We start from the raw sequence: 18,098 nt of genomic DNA, 5'->3' as shown, positions 1-18,098 counted from the left end.
TCGTCACTGTAAGCGCCTCGCTGCCGCCGGGGCGGCCGCCCTATGCCGCGTCGCCGATCTGAAAGGCGACGTGCCGACGCCGAAGCGTCGGCACGGGCGGGATCAGGCGGCCCTCGCGAATGCGATACCGACCACCGCCGGGCGCCGCCGCGTCATGAGGCCGATGGCGGCGAAGCCCAGGATCATCATCGTCCAGGTCGCGGGCTCGGGCACGGCGGCGATGCCGAGCTGGCTCTCGATGCCGGTGGCGATTGCGCTATGCAGCTGGGTCGTCGGATGGATGGTGTCGAAATAGACCAGCCCGGTGCAGGCAGGGACGGCGCCCGGCACGCGGATACAGGCGGATTGCTTGTCCAGCGTCGCGGGCAGGCCGAAGGCGGTGGGGTTGGCGTAGATCTGCCGCTGCGCCGCGAACAGGTCGAAGAAGGTCGCGTTGGCGCCGGTATCCTTTGTGAACGTCGCGACGATGTCGTCGATGCCGATCAGGTCGTCCTTGCCGGTGCGGGCATTGAAGCCGGTGTTGAGCTGGCGCGACAGGGCCGTGCCCACGGCGGACAGCTGTGGCGATTTGAAGTCGGTCACCGCCGGGATCTGACCGACGTCGGGCAGGCCGGTGACGACGAAGTTGCGCGCGCCGTCCTTGTACAGGGCGTTCAGGCCGGCGCGAAAGGCGTCGAGCGTGGCGGTAAAGTCGGGCTGATAGCTGGCGTTCGCGCCGACCTTGGCGAGTTCGGACCGGACGTCGTTGCCGCCGAAGGTGACGAGTACCAGCGAGTTGGCGTCGATCGTTTTGCCTGATTGATCGAACGTCGTGAGCTGGTCGGCGAAGCTAGGGCTGGCATCGCCTGCGACCTCGCGCGCCTGGGCGCCACCGACCGAGAAGTTGGTGCCCTGATAGGCAGAGGCGATCGCTGGCCGCCCGTCGATCGCGAACGCGATATAGTCGGCGAAGTTGTAGCCGTTCGAGAAGCGTCCCTGGTAATATCCCGCTGCGGCGGGCGCGGGGTCGGCGCCGCCGCCGGCCGCGCGCAAGGCCTGGGCGTTGCCTGAATCGACCAGGCTGTCGCCGAAGACGAACAGGTTGAGATAGCTCGCCGCCGAGGCGGGGGTCGCTGCCAGCAGGGCAGGCGCGGTGACGAGGGCGACCGTCGCCAGGGTACGCGTGAACGCTTTCATGTCTCTCTCCTGAGCGGACGTCCTTTGGTGGACGCCTCGATTGGGGGGAGATGAGGCTAGCCGCCGTTAACCATTGCGGCAAGCTGTTGATGAAGCGTTGAAAACCGGGGGTGCCAGGGGTCTAGAGCGCCGCCGCCTCGACCACCGCGGCACGCAGCTCGGCGATGCCCATGCCGCCTTCGCTGGAGGTCGCGATGATGTCGGGATGCGCGGCGGGGCGCTTGCGGGTTTCGTCGGCGGTGCGCTGGGCGACGTCGTCGAGCTCGGTCGCCTTGACCTTGTCGGCCTTGGTCAGGACCAGGCGATAGCTGACCGCCGCCTTGTCGAGCATCGTCATGATGTCGCGGTCGACATCCTTGATGCCGTGGCGCGAATCGATCAGCACGAGCGTGCGCTTCAGCACATCGCGGCCGCGCAGGAAGTCGTTGACGAGATAGCGCCATTTGCGGACCACCTCGGGCGGCGCCTTGGCGAAGCCGTAGCCGGGCATGTCGACGAGGCGGAAGCGCAGCGGCTCGCCGACGTCGAAGAAGTTCAGTTCCTGCGTCCGCCCCGGCGTGTTCGAGGTGCGGGCGAGCGCGTTGCGGCCGGTCAGTGCATTGAGCAGCGAGGACTTGCCGACGTTGGAGCGACCAGCGAACGCGACCTCGGCGACAACGGGCTCGGGCAGGAATTCGAGCGTCGGCGCCGACTTCAGGAACGCCACCGGCCCGGCGAAGAGCCGGCGCGCTTCCTCGATCGCCGCGTCGTTGTCGGCCGCGTCGGTCACTTGGGCACCGCCTGCTTCAGCTGCGGATGCCGCGAGTAGAGCAGCTGCTGCTGCAGAATCGCGAGCACGTTCGAGACCGTCCAATAGATCAGCAGGCCGACCGCGAACGACGACATGACGTAGGTCAGGATCCACGGCATCAGCGCGAACACCTGCTTCTGCGTGTCGTCCATCGGCGCGGGGTTCAGCTTGAACTGGAAGTACATCGAGATGCCGTAGATGATCGGCACGACGCCGATCGCCAGCCAGTGCGGCGGCAGGAAGGGCAGCAGGCCGAACAGGTTGACCGGGGTCAGCGGATCGGGCGCCGACAGATCCTTGATCCACAGCACGAACGGCTGGTGACGCATCTCGATCGTCAGCAGCAGCACCTTGTACAGCGCGTAGAAGATCGGGATCTGCAGCAGCATCGGCGCGCAGCCGGCAAGCGGGTTCGCCTTCTCGGTCTTGTAGAGCTGCATCACCTCCTGCTGCATCCGGACCTTGTCGTCCTTGTAGCGTTCCTGCAGCGCCTTCATCTTGGGCTGGATCGCGCGCATCGCCGCCATCGAGGCGAACTGGCGCTGCGCGATCGGGAACATCAGCAGGCGGATGGTGATCGTCAGCAGGATGATCGCGACGCCGAAGTTGCCGACGTCGCGATAGAGCCAATCGAGATAATAGAAGATCGGCTTCTCGACGAGGCGGAACCAGCCCCAGTCGATCGCATAGTCAAGCTTCGCGACGTTCTGGTGATCGGTGTACTCGTCGAGCAGGCGGACTTCCTTGGCGCCTGCAAAGAAGCGCGATGTCTGCGTGACGGAACGTCCCGGGGCGAGCGTGACCGGCTGGGCCGAGTAATCGGCCTGATAGCTCTGGTTGGCGCCGGCGCGGAACTGGCCGTCGAAGGTCGCGCCCTGATCGGGGATCAGTGCGGTCAGCCAATATTTGTCGGTGAAGCCGAGCCAGCCGCCCTTGGTCGTGAAACGCTGCGGCCCCTTGTCCACATCCTTGAAATTCGGATTGTAATGCGCCGCGCCGTCGTTGACCGACATCGGGCCGGTGTGGATCGTCCAGCTGTCGGGGTCCTTCGACACGCCCGATCGGTTGACGAGGCCATAGGTCGCGACCGGCACTGCGGCGCTGCCGGCGTTGAGCACGGTCTGGCGGACGGTGAACATATAGTCGTTGTCGACCGCCAGCTCGATGCGGAAGCGCTGGCCGCTCGCGTTGGCGGCGTCGAGAACGACGGGCTTGCCCGGCGCCAGGACGTTGCCGGTCGCCTGCCACACGGTGTCGGCGGCGGGCGGCTTCAGGCCGTCGTCGCGCCAGCCAAAGCCCGCGAAATAGGCCTCCTTGGCCCCCGCCGGCGACAGCAGGCGGATCGGCGCCGAATCCTTGGCGACGGTTTCCTTGTAATCGGTCAGCGTCAGATCGTCGATCCGCGCGCCCTTCAGGTTGATCGACCCCTGCATCCGCGGCGTCATGATCCGCACCCGCGGGCTTTCGGCCAGCACGACCGCGCGATCGCGAGTGGCGGCGACGCCATCGGCGGTGGGATCGGCGGACTTGGTCGCGACCGGCTTCTGCTTGCCGCCCTCGATCTTGGTCGCGGGCGGGTTCGCGGTCGGGAAGAAGCGGTTCGACACGAACTGCCAGCCGAACAGGATCGCGCCCGCCAGCACGATGAACAGCACGAAATTGCGACGATCTTCGGTCACCCGGTGCCCCTGCTAGTCTCGACCGACATGGTCTTCACGGAACGGGATCGGGCCCCGACCCGCCCCAAGGATGGCAGCGCGCGATACGCTTCGCGGCCAGCCAGCTGCCCTTCAGCGCGCCATAGCGGCGAAGGGCGGTGATTGCATAGGCCGAACAGCTCGGCTGGAACCGGCAGCTGGGCGGCAGGATGAGCGAGGGGCCAAGCTGCCACCCGCGGGTCAAAAGGATGAGCAGGCGGGCGATCATCTGACGATACACCCTCCGTCATGCTGAACTCGTTTCAGCATCTCGTGCCGCAAGCGACTGACGAGGAGATGCTGAAACAAGTTCAACATGCCGGCTTGGCGCTTGAGGACGGCCTGGATGACGTGGCTGGCTGGCTCATCACCTTGCGCAACGCCTTCGTCATTTCCGTCCGAAGCAGCCCATAGTCGCGCTCGATCCCGCCCTGGCGCCCGATCAGCACATGATCGGCACCGGCATGGCCCAGCGTCGGCAGCAGCTCGCGGGCAAGCGCGCGCAGGCGCCGTTTCATCCGGTTACGGACGACGGCGTTGCCGATCTTCTTGGTGACGGTAAAGCCGACGCGGATGGCCGGATCGGCATCGCGGCGATCGTGGACCAGCAGGACGAAGCCCGGCATCGGCGCACGCCGCCCGGCGTTGGCAGCCAGGAAATCGCGACGCTTCGTCAGCGTCGCGACCGCCGAAGCGGCGCCGGCAACGCTCGTGCCGACGCCGATATCCCCGGTTACGCCGACAGCTTCTTGCGGCCGCGATTGCGGCGGGCGCGGATCACGGCGCGACCGCCGACCGTGGCCATCCGCGCGCGGAAGCCGTGACGACGGGCTCGCACCAGGTTGCTCGGCTGAAAGGTCCGCTTCATTACTCATTCCCGAATCTGAAATAGGAAAGGCCGCCACGGGGACGGCCTGATGGTCGACGCGCTTAGGCGAGCGTCCCGCCAAAGTCAACGGATCGCCCGGCGCGCCTTGTCGCGGGCATGGCGGCGCAGCGCGCTGCGGCGGCGCATGGTGCGATCGACCAGATGGCCGACGCGCGGCCAGCGCCGCTTCAGCCGCGCCCAGCGTATCTGCGCCCACCGCGAATTGCGGAGAATCAGGATCATGCCGCCCGCGAACAGGAAAATGCCGCCCGGTCCCGGCAGCGGCCCGACGATGGCGGCCCCTATAATCAGCAGGATACCGAGCGAGAGTTGCGCGATGCGGAGGGCTGGGTGACGATCGCGCATGGGCCTCATCTGGGGGCGGCGGGGGAAACGGGCAAGCGGCCGCTTGCGTGACGCAGCCGCTATGAACCGCGAGTGACGGGGGAATGACGCGATGACGGCGATCGTGCGGACGGTGGCGTATCTGGGGCTGGAGGCGCGCAGCGTCGAGGTGCAGGTTCAGCTGATCGCCGGGCTGCCCGCCTTCCACGTCGTCGGGCTCGGCGACAAGGCGGTGGGCGAAAGCCGCGAGCGGGTGCGGGGCGCGATGGCGGCGCTCGGCCTCGCGCTGCCGCCGAAGCGGATCGTCGTAAACCTGTCGCCGGCCGACCTGCCCAAGGAAGGCTCGCACTTCGACCTGCCGATCGCGCTGGCGCTGATGGGGGCGATGGGCGTCGTCGATGTCGAGGCGCTGTCGGACTTTCTCGTCGTCGGCGAGCTGGGCCTCGATGCGCGCGTGGCGCCGTCGCCGGGCGTGCTGCTGGCGGCGCTGCATGCCTCGCAGGAGGAAAAGGGGCTGATCTGCCCGGCGGCGCAGGGGTCGGAGGCGGCGTGGGCCGGGTCGATCGAGGTGCTGGCGGCGCCCGACCTGCTGGCGATCGTCAACCACTTCAAGGGTCACGGCCTGATGAGCCCGCCGCCGCCGGGTGAGATCGAGCCGGCAACGCCGGGCCCCGATCTCAAGCAGGTGCGCGGCCAAGAAACCGCCAAGCGCGCGCTGGAGATCGCCGCGGCAGGTGGTCACAACCTGCTAAGGTCGTGTCAAGCTACACTCGGACGGCGCGAAGAGGTGCATTTGACGTTCGTCGCCTTTAATGCGCGAACCGTGCCGATAGGAGTCAGTGCCGTTCTTGCCGGCGACAGGTTAGTCGATCTGCGCGTGACTCAGATGACGGCCGCCCCGTTGCCACCGATCGACGCAGGACCTCTGCTGCTCGATGGTTACGCGATCGTGGCCGCCTCGTGATTTAGGCGCTCCCAACTCGCGAAGAAGGCGGGGTTGGCCAACGTGGTCCGGCCAACGCCCAGTGCATTACGCCTGGCGTGACGTAGGGAGGATCTGGAACGCTCCTGGCATTCGGCTGCCGCCGAAAAGGGGATGTGCTTCACTCAGAAGGAAGGCAATACTTCTCTCGATGCATCCTAAGTTCCTGGCCTTGGCCGAAAGCCTTCATTCCTCGTTCCTCAGGCTAACGAGCTGCCCGCCACAGACCGGCCGCGTCCGGCTGCCGCGCGATGTCCCGCGTTGCGGCGTCTACCTGTTCAGCGAGGGCGACGAACATCTCTACGTTGGCCGGACCGATCGGCTGCGCGACCGTCACCGGGAGCATTGGTCGGGCAGGGCGAACGACGCCCCCTTCGCGTTCAAGCTCGCTCGTCACGCCACTAAGAACCTCGCGAAGGGCGGACCGACCCGCAAGGCGCTCGAAGCGGACCCGGCCTTCGCGGCCGCTTTCGCGGCTGCCCGCGAGCGGGTCGCCGCCATGCAGTTCCGCTGGGTCGAGGAGGCCGACCCCAACCGGCAATGCCTGCTCGAGATCTACGCGACCGTCGTTTTAAGCGCGCGATACAACGACTTCATCAACCACTAGGGTCGCCCGCAGACCTCAACACGGACAGATCATGGCACTTTCGCCCGAGCGCGACATACAGTCGATCGAGACTCTCGTCGGCGACACCCGCTACAGGTCGCGGACGGAGGCGCGCTGGGCGACGTTCTTCGAGGCTCTCGAGGTCGACTTCGCCTACGAGCCGGAGCGGATCAGGCTGTCCACCGGCGAGAGTTATCTCCCGGACTTTTACCTGCCGCAGTTCAGCGCATATCTCGAGGTCAAGGCCGACAATGAGCCCACCAGCCTCCAGCAGGGTGTCCGCCACCTCGGTGGCGGCACGATCGAGATCAAAGCCGAGAGGGGCCGTGATCACCTGCGAGAAGATCCGGTCGCGGGTCGCCTCGAGACAGGTCCGGCCGTAGCCGCGGAAGATCGCGGCGACCTGCCGAAGCTGGGCATCGGTCTTCGCGTTTTCCAACGCCGTAGCGAGGTCCACCTTGAGGACGTTCGATTGTCGTTGGATCGATTCCCCCTTCAACCGGTCGATCATTGTAGTCTCGGTCGACCAAGCCGACGTTTCTGCCTTAAGGGCGGCCTCGACCTTGTCAGGCAGGACGGGATCGACCTTCATCCCGAGCTTCTCACACATCGGCGCCGTGACCACGAACCGTGAGACCTGGTCGAGCCGGTCCTGCTGCGCCGGCAACTATGTACTTTACTTAGCAGCGTGACTGTGCGATATGATCGGCATGGCACAGAGCATTACCGATCCGATCTTCCACGACGAAGCCAAGGCCCTCGCTCATATCGAGGCGTCGCGCTGGGCTGGCGAGCCGAGTTGCCCGCATTGTGGTTCGCTCAACGTCCGTAAGATGGGCGGCAAGACGCAGGCTGGCATGTTCCTCTGCAACGATTGCCGCGACAAGTTCACCGTCCGCACTGGCACCGTGATGGAGCGTTCGCACGTTCCGTTGCACAAGTGGCTGCTCGCTACGCACCTTATGGCTGCTTCCAAGAAGGGCATGAGTGCCAAGCAGATGGAGCGTATGCTCGGCGTCACGTACAAAACCGCGTGGTTCCTCTGCCACCGCATCCGCGAAGCCATGGACGGTGCGGCCCCGCAAGGCCCGCTGGGCGGCCCCGGCGAGATTGTCGAAGCCGACGAAACCTACGTGGGCGGCAAGGCTAAGAACCGCGCCTATCGCGCTCCCGCCCCCAAGAAGCCCGTCGTTGCCCTTGTCCACCACACCGGCAACGTTCGCAGCTTCCACGTTGCCAACGTGACGGCGAAGAACGTCCGTCCGCTGCTGGTAACGCACGTCGATCGCGCCTCGCACCTGATCACCGACGAAAGCCCGATCTACACTCGCGTTGGTCGCGAGTTCGTCGCTCACTCCACCGTCAACCACAGCACCGGTCAGTACGTCACGGGCGGCGGCTTGAAGCACACCAACACCGTTGAGGGCTTCTTTTCGATCTTCAAGCGTGGCGTGATCGGCACCTACCATCACATGAGCGAGGCTCACTTGGGCCGCTACTGCGCGGAGTTCGATCTTCGCTATAACACCCGCGCGATGACGGACGGGGAGCGCGCCGCACTAATCCTCAAGGGTGGCGAAGGTCGTCGCCTCACCTATCGGCGGACTGACAAAATCGCCGCCTAAGGCGTACACCCCGCCTCGCCAGATCGGGGAACCGCGGAAGCGCCGCTAGGCCTTCGCCGGTTCGGCCCGCTTGCCCTTGCCGATAGGCTGGTGCGGCTTGTGTGGTGTCGCGAGCATCCGCTTCAACGCCGCTTCCCGGCGCGCCTCAGTTTCCGCCGCAGAGTAAGCGTCATCGGTCAATGCCGGGTCTCCTGACCAGAGCCGATCGCTTCGCGTTCTATGCGTCCGATGGCGGTCGGCTCATCACCCCTGTAAATCGGGAGCGCCGCTAATCGGTTAGCGGCCCGCCGACGTAGATCATGTCCAATCACATTTTCGCGCTCAAGCAAGGCGATCACTTGGACGTCCTCATGCACCTCGTACAAAGCCTGCATTTGAAGGAAAATCGCGTCATTCACACGCTGCGGTGACGAGCCAAAGAAAACAGCGACCGGCACCCTGTTAGGCGCGCGGATCACCATATCGGGCACCGTATCAGAGAGGCGAGGGCTAACCGGAACGTCCTGCAAAACGATAGCCTTCCCGTCCATCGCTTCGATGATGCGAGCGGCGGCATCCTCTTTGAACGTGCTCGCTACCCTGTCCTTAGTCAGAAGCAGGAAGTCATTGATGCGCAGCATGAGGGACAGAAAGCGCATAGCGGCACGAGGAAGATCAGCCTCGCGCATGACGCCGGTGTGGAGCAGCATCTCGTCCTCGTCGAACTCTACGCCGTGGCTGTCCAGAAGCGTCGAGAAGGCATCTGAGCGGGTCTCCGTTCCGAAATCGACGCCGGCCGCCTCCAGGAAAGGAATCGTCGTCCCGTCGTCCTCAATCCTGTAGCTGCCAGGGCGCGTCTTATCGCGCACGATGTAGAAGGCGATTGAATCACCATCGTCGCGACGGAACGTGGTCGTGACGGCGTACCCGACCGGAACGTCGGTCAGTTTCAGGTCACCACAGAAGGCCTCACAAAGAGCCTCTTTCACGTGAACATGTCCTTTGCACTCAGCCTGAAGAATCGCACGGTTTCCGACCAAAGCCAAGGCTTCAGCCCCCCGTGGCCCTCTCTCTTGAATGCCGTACGATTATGGCGCGAGCGAGCCGATGGGAGACGCTTAATCCAAGGACCGTGAACAAGCGTTCCGGTCGGGGCTGTGTCGATCGAGTTTTTCTCACCGCACAACGTATGCAGGTGCCAACCGGTCTCATGATCGACGTGGTATTCGTAACTGCATAGCACGGTCGTATCGCGCGACGTCCTCAACCCGAGATGGATGTGCGCCTTGCTCTTGTCCTCGCAGACCAGCAGCCGAACCACGAATTGACGGCCCGCAAACTCAAATTCAGCAAAGCGCCAGTCCCATGCCGGCCCAAACGACCACGCCTTCTTGCCTGCCTTAGATAGCGGAAATTTCGCCTTGGGCATCTTGCCGTTCCCCCAATCAGAGAACGTTAGGGCCTGCTTTTCACCGCGGATGACGTCCTGAACGCGCATCCCCTATGAGTGCGCGACTCCACCTAGGTCGTCAACCTGCTAACTCAAGTACACAATCGCCGGTCGGCAAGCTCCGCCCAAGAAATGTTGTTTCAAGATGGCTAAAGCTCGCCTCGGCTTCTGCGACGATGCGCGCAATGAGTTCGGAGACAGATGGCAGGTCGTGTACCAGTCCAACCGACATTCCACTAGCCGCCATGCCCTTGCCCACTTCGCCCGTGGTCAGGGCAATCGTGTTACCCTTAAGCATCCGTGCCATCCGCATCATATCGATCGTTGCCTTAGGACCATCGGACACAACATCGCGGACCAGCTTCAGGTATGGAATGTTGAGTTCTCGAGCAATTCCAAATGATTGAAAGAAGGAGGCGAGGGGGATCCCGATCTTTTTGGCCATCTGGTCCACGGCTGGTGAGCGCATCATCCGATTTGCGATGCCGTCGAAGCGATTTGAGTAGACTGTGCCCTCAATGTCCGATGCCAGCGCCAAGTCCTTGAAGTTCTGGTGCATAGGACCTTCCTGTGTGGTCCAGAAGCGGGTGCCCATTGATGCCGCGCTTGCACCCAGAGCTAGCACAGCGAGAAGACCAGAGCCGTTGGCAATGCCGCCTGCCGCGATGACCGGGATCTTGAGCAACTCCACCAGGCGAGCCACCAGTACCATCGTTGTGACGTCGCCGGAGTGACCGGCAGCTTCATGCCCGGCCGCAATCACCGCATCGGCGCCGTGCGCTTCCGCGCGTTGCGCAAGATGAACGGTGGTAACTGAGGCGATCGTCTTGCCTCCGTAGGCATGTGCCCGCTCGGTGATCCAGTCGCCACGGCCCATTGAGTAATTAATGACTGGCACCTGCTCATCGAGCAGTACCTTAGCGTTCTCCTTACCGTTCGGCAGCGCGAGCGGGGTATTCGCACCGAACGGCCGATCAGTCAGCGCGCGAATCTCGCGGACGAGCTGGCGCGTCAGTTCTGGCGGATTCGAGCCTGCGCCAAGCATCCCAAGCCCGCCTGCGTTCGACACGGCCGCCACCATCTTGGGCAGCGCAATCCGCCCCATGCCGGCATTCAGGATCGGATATTGGACGCCAAACAAGTCCGTGAAGGCAGTTTTCATGTTGGTATCGACCCCTTCATCACCGTGCATTCACGAATACCGTGGCTCTTCCCACCACGGAAAATAGTCGGGCATGTCGGTGGTGACATTCTGTGGAAAGTGCGGTGCGCGCTTTTCGACGAAGGAGGCGACGCCTTCCTTGGCGTCTGCGCTGCGTCCTCGGGTCAGGATGCCGCGGCTCTCAACCCGGTGCGCTTCCATAGGATGGGACATTTCCAGCCCGCGCCACAACATTTGCCGCATCAGCGCAATCGATACCGGCGCAGTGTGCCCGGCGATCTCAGCAGCGATCGCGCGCGCAGCTGGAAGCAACTCGTCAGGCGACAAGACGTCGCGCACCAACCCCCCGTCCTTCAGTTCCAAGGCAGGCATTACCCGCCCGCTCATGCTCCATTCCAACGCGCGGCTGATGCCGACCACGCGAGGGAGGAAGAAGGACGAGCAGCATTCATGGACGATGCCGCGGCGAGCATAGACGAAGCCGAGCTTCGCATTCTCGCTTGCCAGTCGAACATCCATCGGCAACGTCATCGAAGCGCCGATGCCGACAGCCGCACCGTTGATGGCGGCGATGATTGGCTTTCGACTATTGTAGATGCGGAGCGCCAGCGATCCCCCGCCGTCGCGCGCCGCTTCGGCCGAGTAGTCGAAACTGCCATCGGGCCGCCTCGCGCTGTTCGACAGCGCCGACTTCTCGAACTCGTCCGTCCCCTTGGACAGGTCCGCGCCTGCACAAAAGGCGCGGCCGGCCCCGGTCACGATCACGGCACGGACTGCGTCATCGGCGTCGCTCTGATCAAAGGCGCGGATCAACTCGGCAATCATCGGTCGATGCATCGCGTTCATGACGTCAGGTCGGTCGAGTGTGACAGTCGCGATCTGATCGCTGACCTCGAACCGGATAAATTGGTAAGTCAAACTACCCTCGATGTTTTGAGACTGCCGGCGTCATTCTTACAAAGCCACGCTGATCGCTGTTTCATCCGCCAATCGACAGCGGCGGCATCAAGTCTGCGCAGAGCGGCCCTTCCGACCACATCAACAATAGCGGCGATGTCGTTCGCCATACGCCTTAAACTCAGGCGCGGGGTCACAGCGCCTGGGCCTTGAACGCTGCGGCTGGCGATCGACACTGCAATCCCCCGTACCGGTGAGCCGACAAAAAGCGACGTTGCTTTTCTTCTCGAACGATATGCGTAATACTGAACGACTAAATTGCTGTCAACGCGGCTGGCAGCCCTGCTGCGGTTGGTTGCAGTGATGGCGGGGCAGAGGAGATCAGGTTTGAAATTCGAACACTCGACCAAGGTGGCGGCGCTGCTGAGTGGCCTGCGCGCGTTCATGAACGACCATGTCTATCCCAACGAGGCTGAATGGGAGCGGCAGCATGAGGCGGCCGACGACCGCTGGGACCGACTGCCCCTGATGGAAGATCTGAAGGCGAAGGCGCGGGCAGCCGGATTGTGGAATCTGGCGCTGGCGCATTCCGAGCATGGCGGCGGCCTCACCAACCTCGAATACGCCCCGCTGGCCGAAGAGATGGGTCGGGTTCACTGGTCGTCGGAGATCTTCAACTGCTCCGCTCCCGACACCGGCAACATGGAGGTCCTCGACCGCTACGGCACCGAGGAACAGAAGACGTCCTGGCTTCGCCCCCTGCTGAACGGGGAAATCCGCTCGGCCTTTTGCATGACCGAACCGGACGTTGCTTCGTCCGATGCGACGAACATCCGCACCGAAATCCGGCGCGATGGCGACGATTATGTCATCAACGGTCGGAAATGGTGGTCAACCGGCGCGCCCGGCCACGCCTGCAAGATTCTAATCGTCATGGGGCAGTCCGATCCGGACAATCCGGATCGGCACCAGCGCCAGTCGCAAATCCTGGTTCCGAAGAATACGCCCGGGGTCACGGTCGTTCGCCCGCTCAAACTGTTCGGGTATGACGATGCGCCGTCCGGACACGGCGAGATCGTTTTCGACAACGTGCGTGTGCCGGCGGCGAACATGATCCTGGGACCCGGCCGGGGGTTCGAGATCGCGCAGGGGCGGCTCGGCCCGGGCCGGATTCATCATTGTATGCGTATCGTCGGCCAGGCCGAACGCGTCCTGGAGAAAATGTGCCGCCGTGCGTTGGGGCGAACGGCGTTCGGGAAGTCGCTCGCAAGTCGAACCGTGACTCAGGAGCGGATCGCCGAAGCGCGGATCAGGATCGATCAGACGCGCCTGCTCGTACTCGCAGCGGCCGACCGGATGGACCGCTATGGCAACAAGGTAGCGCGCGGTGACATCGCGGCGATCAAGGTCGCTGCCCCGGCAATGCTGGTCCAGGTGGTCGACTGGGCGATCCAGCTGTTCGGCGCCGCCGGAGTCACCGACGATGTCGGTCTCGGCTATGCCTTTGCTCGGGCCCGGGTCATGCGGTTCGTCGACGGTCCGGACGAGGTCCACCGCAACACGATAGCCAAGCTGGAGCTCAACAAATATCGCACCCGGTCAACTGAGGTTCGGGCGTGAGCGGTATGCCACAGCTGGTCGACGTCCTGCCCAACAGCCGAATCGACGAGCAGGCGCTCGCGGCTTTCATGACCGAGCACCTGGGCGGCGCCCGCACTCTGGACATCCACCAGTTCCAGGGTGGCCAGTCGAACCCGACCTACCATGTCCGGCGGGGTGACGCGGAATATGTCCTGCGCAAGCGCCCCCGCGGAACGCTCCTGCCCGGAGCCCATGCGATCAACCGCGAATTCGCGGTGCAGCAAGCGCTTAAGGACAGCGATGTTCCGGTCGCCGAGATGATCCTGTTTTGCGAGGACGAGAGCATCCTCGGCGAGGCGTTCTACCTCATGGAGCACGTGCCCGGGAGGGTGTTCACCGATCGTCTTCTCGGCGGATGTTCGGTAGCTGAACGGGCAGCCATCTATGATTCCATGAACCAGGTCCTGGCGGCATTGCACAACATCGACTTCCGGTCGGTCGGCCTGGAGGGCTTCGGGCGCGCCGACACCTATGTCGCGCGTCAGGTGTCTCGCTGGAGCCGCAACTATCGGGCATCGCAGGTGCGCGACCTGCCCGTCATGCAGGAGGTGATCACCTGGCTGGAGGCGCATGTGCCTGCCGACGACCAGACCACGATCGTCCACGGTGACTACCGGATCGGCAATCTGGTGTTCCATCCCGCCGAACCGCGCGTGGTGGCCGTCCTTGACTGGGAACTGTCGACGATCGGTCACCCGCTCGCCGATCTCGCCTACAATTGCCTGCCATGGCGGTTGCCGACCTCGACGCAGCGCGGCTTTGCTGATGAAGACTTTCGCGCGCTCGGCATTCCATCGGAGGCGGACTATGTCGAGGCGTACCGTCGCCGTCGCGGCGGATCGCTCGGCGGTGATTGGCGGTATTTTCTGACCTTCGCGATGTTCCGCAGCGCCGCCATTCTGGCGGGCGTGTACCGCCGCGCGCTCGACGGCAATGCCTCCGACGCACGCGGGCTCATGGTTGGTCAGCTGTTCGAGACGATCGCGCATCACGCATGGGAGACGGCGTCGGACGGGGAATGAAGCGGCGGCGCTTGCGGGTCGCCAAATTGATCGGGCTTTTGCGGTCGCGGCATGGCGACTGCAAAAGCCCGGCCGGCTAATGAAAGATGCGCCCGCCATCGATGGATAGGCTGGTGCCCACGGCGTAGGACGAATCCGCACTGGTCAAGAACTTGATCGCGCGGGCGATCTCCAGCGGCTCCGCGATGCGTCCGAGCGCATAAGCGGCGAGCTTTGCCTCGCGTTCGGTCGGCGTCATCGTTGCCATCAGGCTTTGCGTAATTGGGGTGCTGGCATTGCCCGGCAGGACGCAGTTGACGCGCACGGCCGGCGCCGCTTCGCGGGCCAGCGCCTTGGTCAACGAGACGACGCCACCCTTGCTCGCAGCGTAGGCGGTATATCCAGATCCCGGCGGTAGCAGCGCGCCTCCGGACGCGACGGTCACGATCGACGCCGGCGCGCCCGCGGTGCCCGCCACCGAGAGGTGCGGCAGGGCGGCGCGGCAGGTGTAGAAGGTTCCGGAAAGGTTTGTGGCGATCACGTCGGCCCAGAGCGCGTCGCTTACGCTCTCGATCGGCAGCCGCGCGTTGATGCCAGCGGCGCACACCAGCCCGTCCAGCCCGCCGAGACTGTCGACGGCCGCGGCCACGGCGGCGGTCACCGCGGCGGGGTCACGGACGTCGGCGACCAGTCCAACGCCGCCAACCGCTGTTGCCGCCTGGTCCAGTCGGGTAGCATCGCGGGCGATCAGTGCCACCTGTGCGCCGGATTGAGCAAAGAGCCGGGCAGTGGCGAGGCCGATCCCGGAACTCGCCCCCGTTACCAGGATGCGGCGTCCGGTCAGCCCCGCGCGATCATCCGTCACGAAAACGCCTGCAACCCCGTCTGAGCCCTGCCGAGGATCAACGCATGCACGTCATGCGTGCCTTCATAGGTGTTGACCGTCTCCAGATTGATCATGTGGCGGATGATGCCGTATTCTTCGTGTATCCCGTTGCCGCCCAGCATGTCCCGGGCGCGGCGGGCGATGTCCAGCGCTTTGCCGCAGGAGTTGCGCTTGATGAGCGAGATCATCTCTGGCGCCGCCTTGTTCTGCTCCTTGAGCCGTCCGACCTGAAGGCAGGCAGCCAGGCCAAGCGCAATCTCGGTCTGCATATCGGCGAGCCGTAACTGCACCAGCTGCGTGGCGGCCAACGGACGTCCGAACTGGTGGCGATCGAGCGTATATTGCCGGGCCCGGTACCAGCAGTCCTCGGCTGCGCCGAGGGCCCCCCAGCCGATCCCGAAGCGCGCGTTGTTGAGGCATCCGAACGGGCCCTTGAGCCCTTGCACGTTCGGGAGCAGCTGCTCCTCCGTAACGAACACCTCGTCCATCACAATCTGCCCCGTGACCGAAGCACGCAACGACAGCTTGCCCTCGATCTTGGGCGCGCTCAGCCCGCTCATCCCCTTGTCGAGGATGAAGCCGCGGATCACGCCGTCATCGGTCTTTGCCCATATCACGAACACATCGGCGATGGGCGCGTTGGAGATCCAGGTCTTCGTGCCATTGATCCGGTAACCGCCCGCGACCGATCTGGCGCAAGTCCGCATGCTGCCCGGGTCGGACCCCGCGTCCGGTTCGGTCAGGCCGAAGCAACCGATCCACTCGCCGGTGGCGAGCTTTGGCAGATATCTTTCGCGCTGCGCCTCGGTGCCATAAGCATGGATCGGGTGCATCACCAGGCTGGATTGTACGCTCATCATCGAACGAAACCCGGAGTCGACGCGTTCGACCTCACGGGCGATCAGGCCATAAGCGACATAGCCGACGCCGGCGCAGCCGTAGCCCTCAATCGTCGGGCCGAGCAGCCCGAGTTCTCCCAGCTCGCGGAAGATGTTGACGTCGGTCTCTTCCTCGCGGAACGCCTGCATCACCCGCGGCGCCAGACGCTCCTGAGCATAGCTGTGCGCCGTGTCCCGAACTAGGATCTCCTCCTCGGTCAGCGAGTCCTCCAGCCTTAACGGGTCGCTCCATTGGAACGATGCCGACTTGCTGGAAGATGCGGTCGAAACGCTTCTAGCGGGATTGCTGGCCAAACGTGGCTCCTTCGCTGACGGGATGATATGCACCGTAGACCGCGCGGATCGTTTTCTTGTCGATCTTGCCGTTGGCCATCTTGGGCAGCACATCGATGAAGACGACGTCGCGCGGCTTCTTGTAGCTGGCGATCCGCGCGCGAACGTGCCCGATCAGGTCTTCGGCGGTGACGGTGTTGCCTTCGCGCAGGACCACGACCGCACGCACCGCCTCGCCCCACTTCGGATCGGGTACACCGATGACCGCGGCTTCCTTGACCGCGGGATGCTCGGTCAACGCGTTCTCGACCTCGCGACTGTAGATGTTCTCGCCACCGGACACCACCATGTCCTTTTTGCGATCCACCAGATACAGGAAGCCGTCGCTGTCGCGGTAGCCGAGATCGCCCGTGCGCAGCCATCCATCGCGGAGCGTGTCGATCGTCGCCGCGCTCTGGTTCCAATATCCACGCATCGCCGTCGGTGTGCGCAGCAGCATCTCGCCGGGTTCGCCGTCCGGCAGCGGCGCGCCTTGGTCATCGGCGATGCGAACTGTTACACTCGCCGACGGCACGCCGATCGATTTCAGGCGCTTCGTCTGCCTCTCGTCGCCACCGACGACGTGATGCTCCGGCGACAGGATCGTGCCGATGCCTTCGGTCAGCCCATAGATTTGGTAGAAAATTGGCCCGAATCGCTGGATCGCTGCGGCCAGGACCGTAGGTGGCATGGCGGACGCCGAGTAGACGATCGCACGAAGGCTCGACAGGTCGTGGGCATGCCCGCCATCCTCCTCCAGCAGCATCTGCACCATCGTCGGCGCCAAATGCAGGATCGTGACACGCTCGCGCTCGACCGCGGACAGGACCTCGGCAGCGGAAAAGTCGCGATGCACGATCACCGTGCCGCCGGCCCAGTGCTGCGCGTTTAGCATGGCCCTCGCGCCGATGTGGAACAGCGGCATGGTCAACAGGATCCTGTCCGCACTGGACATGCGGACATCGCCGGCGGTGATCCGCGCTTTTTCCACTTCCCCCCGCTGCCCGATCAGACATCCCTTCGGGACGCCGGTGGTGCCGCTCGTGTAGATGATATAGACCAGATCGTCGGTGTAGAAGATCGGCGCCGGCTCGGGGCTCGCCAGATCGTCGAGCGATACCGCGTCGTCGATCGCTGGACCGATGACCACGTATCGCACGTCGCTGGCGAGCTGTGTCCGAAGATCACGAATCAGATCGGCATATTCGCGGTCGAAGATCACCAGTCGCGCATCGCTGTCGCGCAGCACGTGAAGCACTTCTTGCGCGGTACCGCGGAAGTTGACGGTGGCGATGATGAAGCCGCCACGTTCGCAAGCGGCATAGACCTCGCAATAGCCCAGCGAATTGCGGCCGAGAACGGCGACGCGGTCTTGATGGCGTAGCCCGAGCGCGGCGAACGCCGCCGCCAGCGAACGAGCGCGGGCCGCCAGCGCCGCGAACGTCATGGTCTCTCCCGCCGCGACGAGGGCGGTTGCCTCCGGCCGCGCCAAGGCGTTCGCCTCAATCATTCCGCCAAGCGTCAGCTCCGGCACGTCTGGTAAGTTCGACATTCGGCAGCGAGCCTGGACGGTGCGCCGGGAACATCCACGGCCACCCTCCAGATACGAGCGCGGACAAACTCGGTCAATATGCCAACGCCGTTCGTAATACCGAATTTTAGTTGACGTGTCGGGAGCTGCTTTGTACCGATTATGTGCCGCCCGGCTGTCGTGGCGGCAAAGATGCGGTGCAAAGTGCCCGTGAGAGGCTATTGGAGCGCGTTCCGCTAAATGGATCGAT

At 64.2% G+C, this 18,098-nt stretch carries 20 protein-coding genes and 1 pseudogene; 5 read left to right on the top strand and 16 right to left on the bottom strand.

Going from position 1 to position 18,098, the window contains the following annotated elements; translation table 11 throughout:
- Window positions 1–102 precede the first annotated feature (102 nt).
- The 7 genes from GGQ80_RS14980 to GGQ80_RS14950 all read right to left on the bottom strand — a co-directional run bounded on the left by GGQ80_RS14980 (window position 103) and on the right by GGQ80_RS14950 (window position 4,897).
- Window positions 103–1,176: an SGNH/GDSL hydrolase family protein gene (locus tag GGQ80_RS14980; protein WP_221364427.1), complete on the bottom strand. Its 1,074-nt coding sequence runs from the start codon at window positions 1,174–1,176 to the stop codon at window positions 103–105.
- A 121-nt stretch (window positions 1,177–1,297) separates the two neighbouring features.
- Window positions 1,298–1,945, bottom strand: a complete 648-nt coding sequence (yihA, locus tag GGQ80_RS14975; protein WP_183986273.1) for a ribosome biogenesis GTP-binding protein YihA/YsxC — start codon at window positions 1,943–1,945, stop codon at window positions 1,298–1,300.
- Window positions 1,942–3,645 carry a membrane protein insertase YidC gene (gene yidC, locus GGQ80_RS14970; RefSeq protein WP_183986271.1) on the bottom strand — a complete coding sequence of 568 codons (1,704 nt, stop codon included), beginning with the start codon at window positions 3,643–3,645 and terminating at the stop codon, window positions 1,942–1,944. Before yidC ends, yihA begins: the two co-directional genes overlap by 4 nt.
- Before the next feature lie 34 nt (window positions 3,646–3,679).
- A complete protein-coding gene (gene yidD / locus GGQ80_RS14965; protein WP_183986269.1) occupies window positions 3,680–3,892 on the bottom strand; it encodes a membrane protein insertion efficiency factor YidD in 213 nt (70 codons plus the stop codon).
- A gap of 82 nt (window positions 3,893–3,974) precedes the next feature.
- On the bottom strand, window positions 3,975–4,340 hold the full coding sequence (rnpA, locus tag GGQ80_RS14960; RefSeq protein WP_183986411.1) for a ribonuclease P protein component: 366 nt from the start codon (window positions 4,338–4,340) through the stop codon (window positions 3,975–3,977).
- Window positions 4,341–4,396: 56 nt separating this feature from the next.
- Entirely contained in the window at window positions 4,397–4,531 is a 135-nt protein-coding gene (gene rpmH / locus GGQ80_RS14955) for a 50S ribosomal protein L34 (protein ID WP_183986409.1), read from the bottom strand.
- Window positions 4,532–4,615: 84 nt separating this feature from the next.
- Entirely contained in the window at window positions 4,616–4,897 is a 282-nt protein-coding gene (locus GGQ80_RS14950; RefSeq protein WP_183986267.1) for a hypothetical protein, read from the bottom strand.
- Between the two features lie 91 nt (window positions 4,898–4,988).
- Between GGQ80_RS14950 and GGQ80_RS14945 the strand changes: the two are divergent.
- Window positions 4,989–5,627, top strand: a pseudogene (locus GGQ80_RS14945) (magnesium chelatase domain-containing protein); the annotation flags it as partial.
- Window positions 5,628–6,009: 382 nt separating this feature from the next.
- Window positions 6,010–6,465 (top strand): GIY-YIG nuclease family protein, encoded by a 456-nt coding sequence (locus GGQ80_RS14940; protein ID WP_183986265.1) that lies wholly within the window; start codon window positions 6,010–6,012, stop codon window positions 6,463–6,465.
- Here GGQ80_RS14940 and GGQ80_RS14935 read toward each other — a convergent pair.
- A complete protein-coding gene (locus tag GGQ80_RS14935) occupies window positions 6,455–7,132 on the bottom strand; it encodes a hypothetical protein (protein WP_183986263.1) in 678 nt (225 codons plus the stop codon). The genes GGQ80_RS14940 and GGQ80_RS14935 overlap by 11 nt on opposite strands.
- 43 nt (window positions 7,133–7,175) lie before the next feature.
- On the opposite strand from GGQ80_RS14935, the gene GGQ80_RS14930 reads away from it, so the two are divergent.
- Window positions 7,176–8,090: an IS1595 family transposase gene (locus GGQ80_RS14930; RefSeq protein WP_183986407.1), complete on the top strand. Its 915-nt coding sequence runs from the start codon at window positions 7,176–7,178 to the stop codon at window positions 8,088–8,090.
- A 45-nt stretch (window positions 8,091–8,135) separates the two neighbouring features.
- Here the strand turns inward: GGQ80_RS14930 and GGQ80_RS18630 are convergent, their stop codons facing one another.
- From GGQ80_RS18630 to GGQ80_RS14910, 5 genes are read right to left on the bottom strand one after another with little or no spacing between them, the layout of a single operon-like run.
- Window positions 8,136–8,270 carry a hypothetical protein gene (locus GGQ80_RS18630; RefSeq protein WP_281375458.1) on the bottom strand — a complete coding sequence of 45 codons (135 nt, stop codon included), beginning with the start codon at window positions 8,268–8,270 and terminating at the stop codon, window positions 8,136–8,138.
- Window positions 8,267–9,058 (bottom strand): DUF1828 domain-containing protein, encoded by a 792-nt coding sequence (locus GGQ80_RS14925; protein ID WP_183986261.1) that lies wholly within the window; start codon window positions 9,056–9,058, stop codon window positions 8,267–8,269. Before GGQ80_RS14925 ends, GGQ80_RS18630 begins: the two co-directional genes overlap by 4 nt.
- Window positions 9,055–9,567 carry a hypothetical protein gene (locus GGQ80_RS14920; protein WP_183986259.1) on the bottom strand — a complete coding sequence of 171 codons (513 nt, stop codon included), beginning with the start codon at window positions 9,565–9,567 and terminating at the stop codon, window positions 9,055–9,057. The genes GGQ80_RS14925 and GGQ80_RS14920 overlap by 4 nt, the downstream gene beginning before the upstream one ends.
- Window positions 9,568–9,598: 31 nt before the next feature.
- Window positions 9,599–10,681, bottom strand: coding sequence for an NAD(P)H-dependent flavin oxidoreductase (locus GGQ80_RS14915; RefSeq protein ID WP_183986257.1), 1,083 nt, complete (start codon window positions 10,679–10,681; stop codon window positions 9,599–9,601).
- A 30-nt stretch (window positions 10,682–10,711) separates the two neighbouring features.
- On the bottom strand, window positions 10,712–11,599 hold the full coding sequence (locus GGQ80_RS14910; RefSeq protein WP_183986255.1) for a crotonase/enoyl-CoA hydratase family protein: 888 nt from the start codon (window positions 11,597–11,599) through the stop codon (window positions 10,712–10,714).
- A gap of 366 nt (window positions 11,600–11,965) precedes the next feature.
- Between GGQ80_RS14910 and GGQ80_RS14905 the strand changes: the two genes are divergently transcribed.
- Window positions 11,966–13,198, top strand: a complete 1,233-nt coding sequence (locus GGQ80_RS14905; protein WP_183986253.1) for an acyl-CoA dehydrogenase family protein — start codon at window positions 11,966–11,968, stop codon at window positions 13,196–13,198.
- A gap of 5 nt (window positions 13,199–13,203) precedes the next feature.
- Complete coding sequence (locus tag GGQ80_RS14900; RefSeq protein ID WP_183986405.1) at window positions 13,204–14,241, top strand: phosphotransferase family protein; 1,038 nt, start codon at window positions 13,204–13,206, stop codon at window positions 14,239–14,241.
- 76 nt (window positions 14,242–14,317) lie between these two features.
- Here GGQ80_RS14900 and GGQ80_RS14895 read toward each other — a convergent pair whose 3' ends face one another.
- The 3 genes from GGQ80_RS14895 to GGQ80_RS14885 are packed head-to-tail and all read right to left on the bottom strand — an operon-like array spanning window position 14,318 to window position 17,869.
- Window positions 14,318–15,085 carry an SDR family oxidoreductase gene (locus GGQ80_RS14895; protein ID WP_183986252.1) on the bottom strand — a complete coding sequence of 256 codons (768 nt, stop codon included), beginning with the start codon at window positions 15,083–15,085 and terminating at the stop codon, window positions 14,318–14,320.
- On the bottom strand, window positions 15,082–16,299 hold the full coding sequence (locus tag GGQ80_RS14890; protein ID WP_246347120.1) for an acyl-CoA dehydrogenase: 1,218 nt from the start codon (window positions 16,297–16,299) through the stop codon (window positions 15,082–15,084). Before GGQ80_RS14890 ends, GGQ80_RS14895 begins: the two co-directional genes overlap by 4 nt.
- Entirely contained in the window at window positions 16,280–17,869 is a 1,590-nt protein-coding gene (locus GGQ80_RS14885; RefSeq protein WP_221364424.1) for a long-chain-fatty-acid--CoA ligase, read from the bottom strand. The genes GGQ80_RS14890 and GGQ80_RS14885 overlap by 20 nt, the downstream gene beginning before the upstream one ends.
- Window positions 17,870–18,098: the final 229 nt, after the last annotated feature.

Origin of the sequence: Sphingomonas jinjuensis (assembly GCF_014197105.1) — a bacterium.
GTDB lineage: Bacteria > Pseudomonadota > Alphaproteobacteria > Sphingomonadales > Sphingomonadaceae > Sphingomonas > Sphingomonas jinjuensis.
The sequence above is the reverse complement of the archived record's forward strand: the minus strand, read 5'-3'. Positions and strand labels throughout refer to the sequence as shown.

Bases quoted from the DNA above. Each gene is read 5' to 3' on its own strand.
- GGQ80_RS14980 (WP_221364427.1), bottom strand. From the start codon at position 1,176: ATGAAAGCGTTCACGCGTACCCTGGCGACGGTCGCCCTCGTCACCGCG.
- yidD (WP_183986269.1), bottom strand. From the start codon at position 3,892: ATGATCGCCCGCCTGCTCATCCTTTTGACCCGCGGGTGGCAGCTTGGC.
- rpmH (WP_183986409.1), bottom strand. From the start codon at position 4,531: ATGAAGCGGACCTTTCAGCCGAGCAACCTGGTGCGAGCCCGTCGTCAC.
- GGQ80_RS14950 (WP_183986267.1), bottom strand. From the start codon at position 4,897: ATGCGCGATCGTCACCCAGCCCTCCGCATCGCGCAACTCTCGCTCGGT.
- GGQ80_RS14940 (WP_183986265.1), top strand. From the start codon at position 6,010: ATGCATCCTAAGTTCCTGGCCTTGGCCGAAAGCCTTCATTCCTCGTTC.
- GGQ80_RS14930 (WP_183986407.1), top strand. From the start codon at position 7,176: ATGGCACAGAGCATTACCGATCCGATCTTCCACGACGAAGCCAAGGCC.
- GGQ80_RS14920 (WP_183986259.1), bottom strand. From the start codon at position 9,567: ATGCGCGTTCAGGACGTCATCCGCGGTGAAAAGCAGGCCCTAACGTTC.
- GGQ80_RS14915 (WP_183986257.1), bottom strand. From the start codon at position 10,681: ATGAAAACTGCCTTCACGGACTTGTTTGGCGTCCAATATCCGATCCTG.
- GGQ80_RS14900 (WP_183986405.1), top strand. From the start codon at position 13,204: ATGCCACAGCTGGTCGACGTCCTGCCCAACAGCCGAATCGACGAGCAG.
- GGQ80_RS14885 (WP_221364424.1), bottom strand. From the start codon at position 17,869: ATGTCGAACTTACCAGACGTGCCGGAGCTGACGCTTGGCGGAATGATT.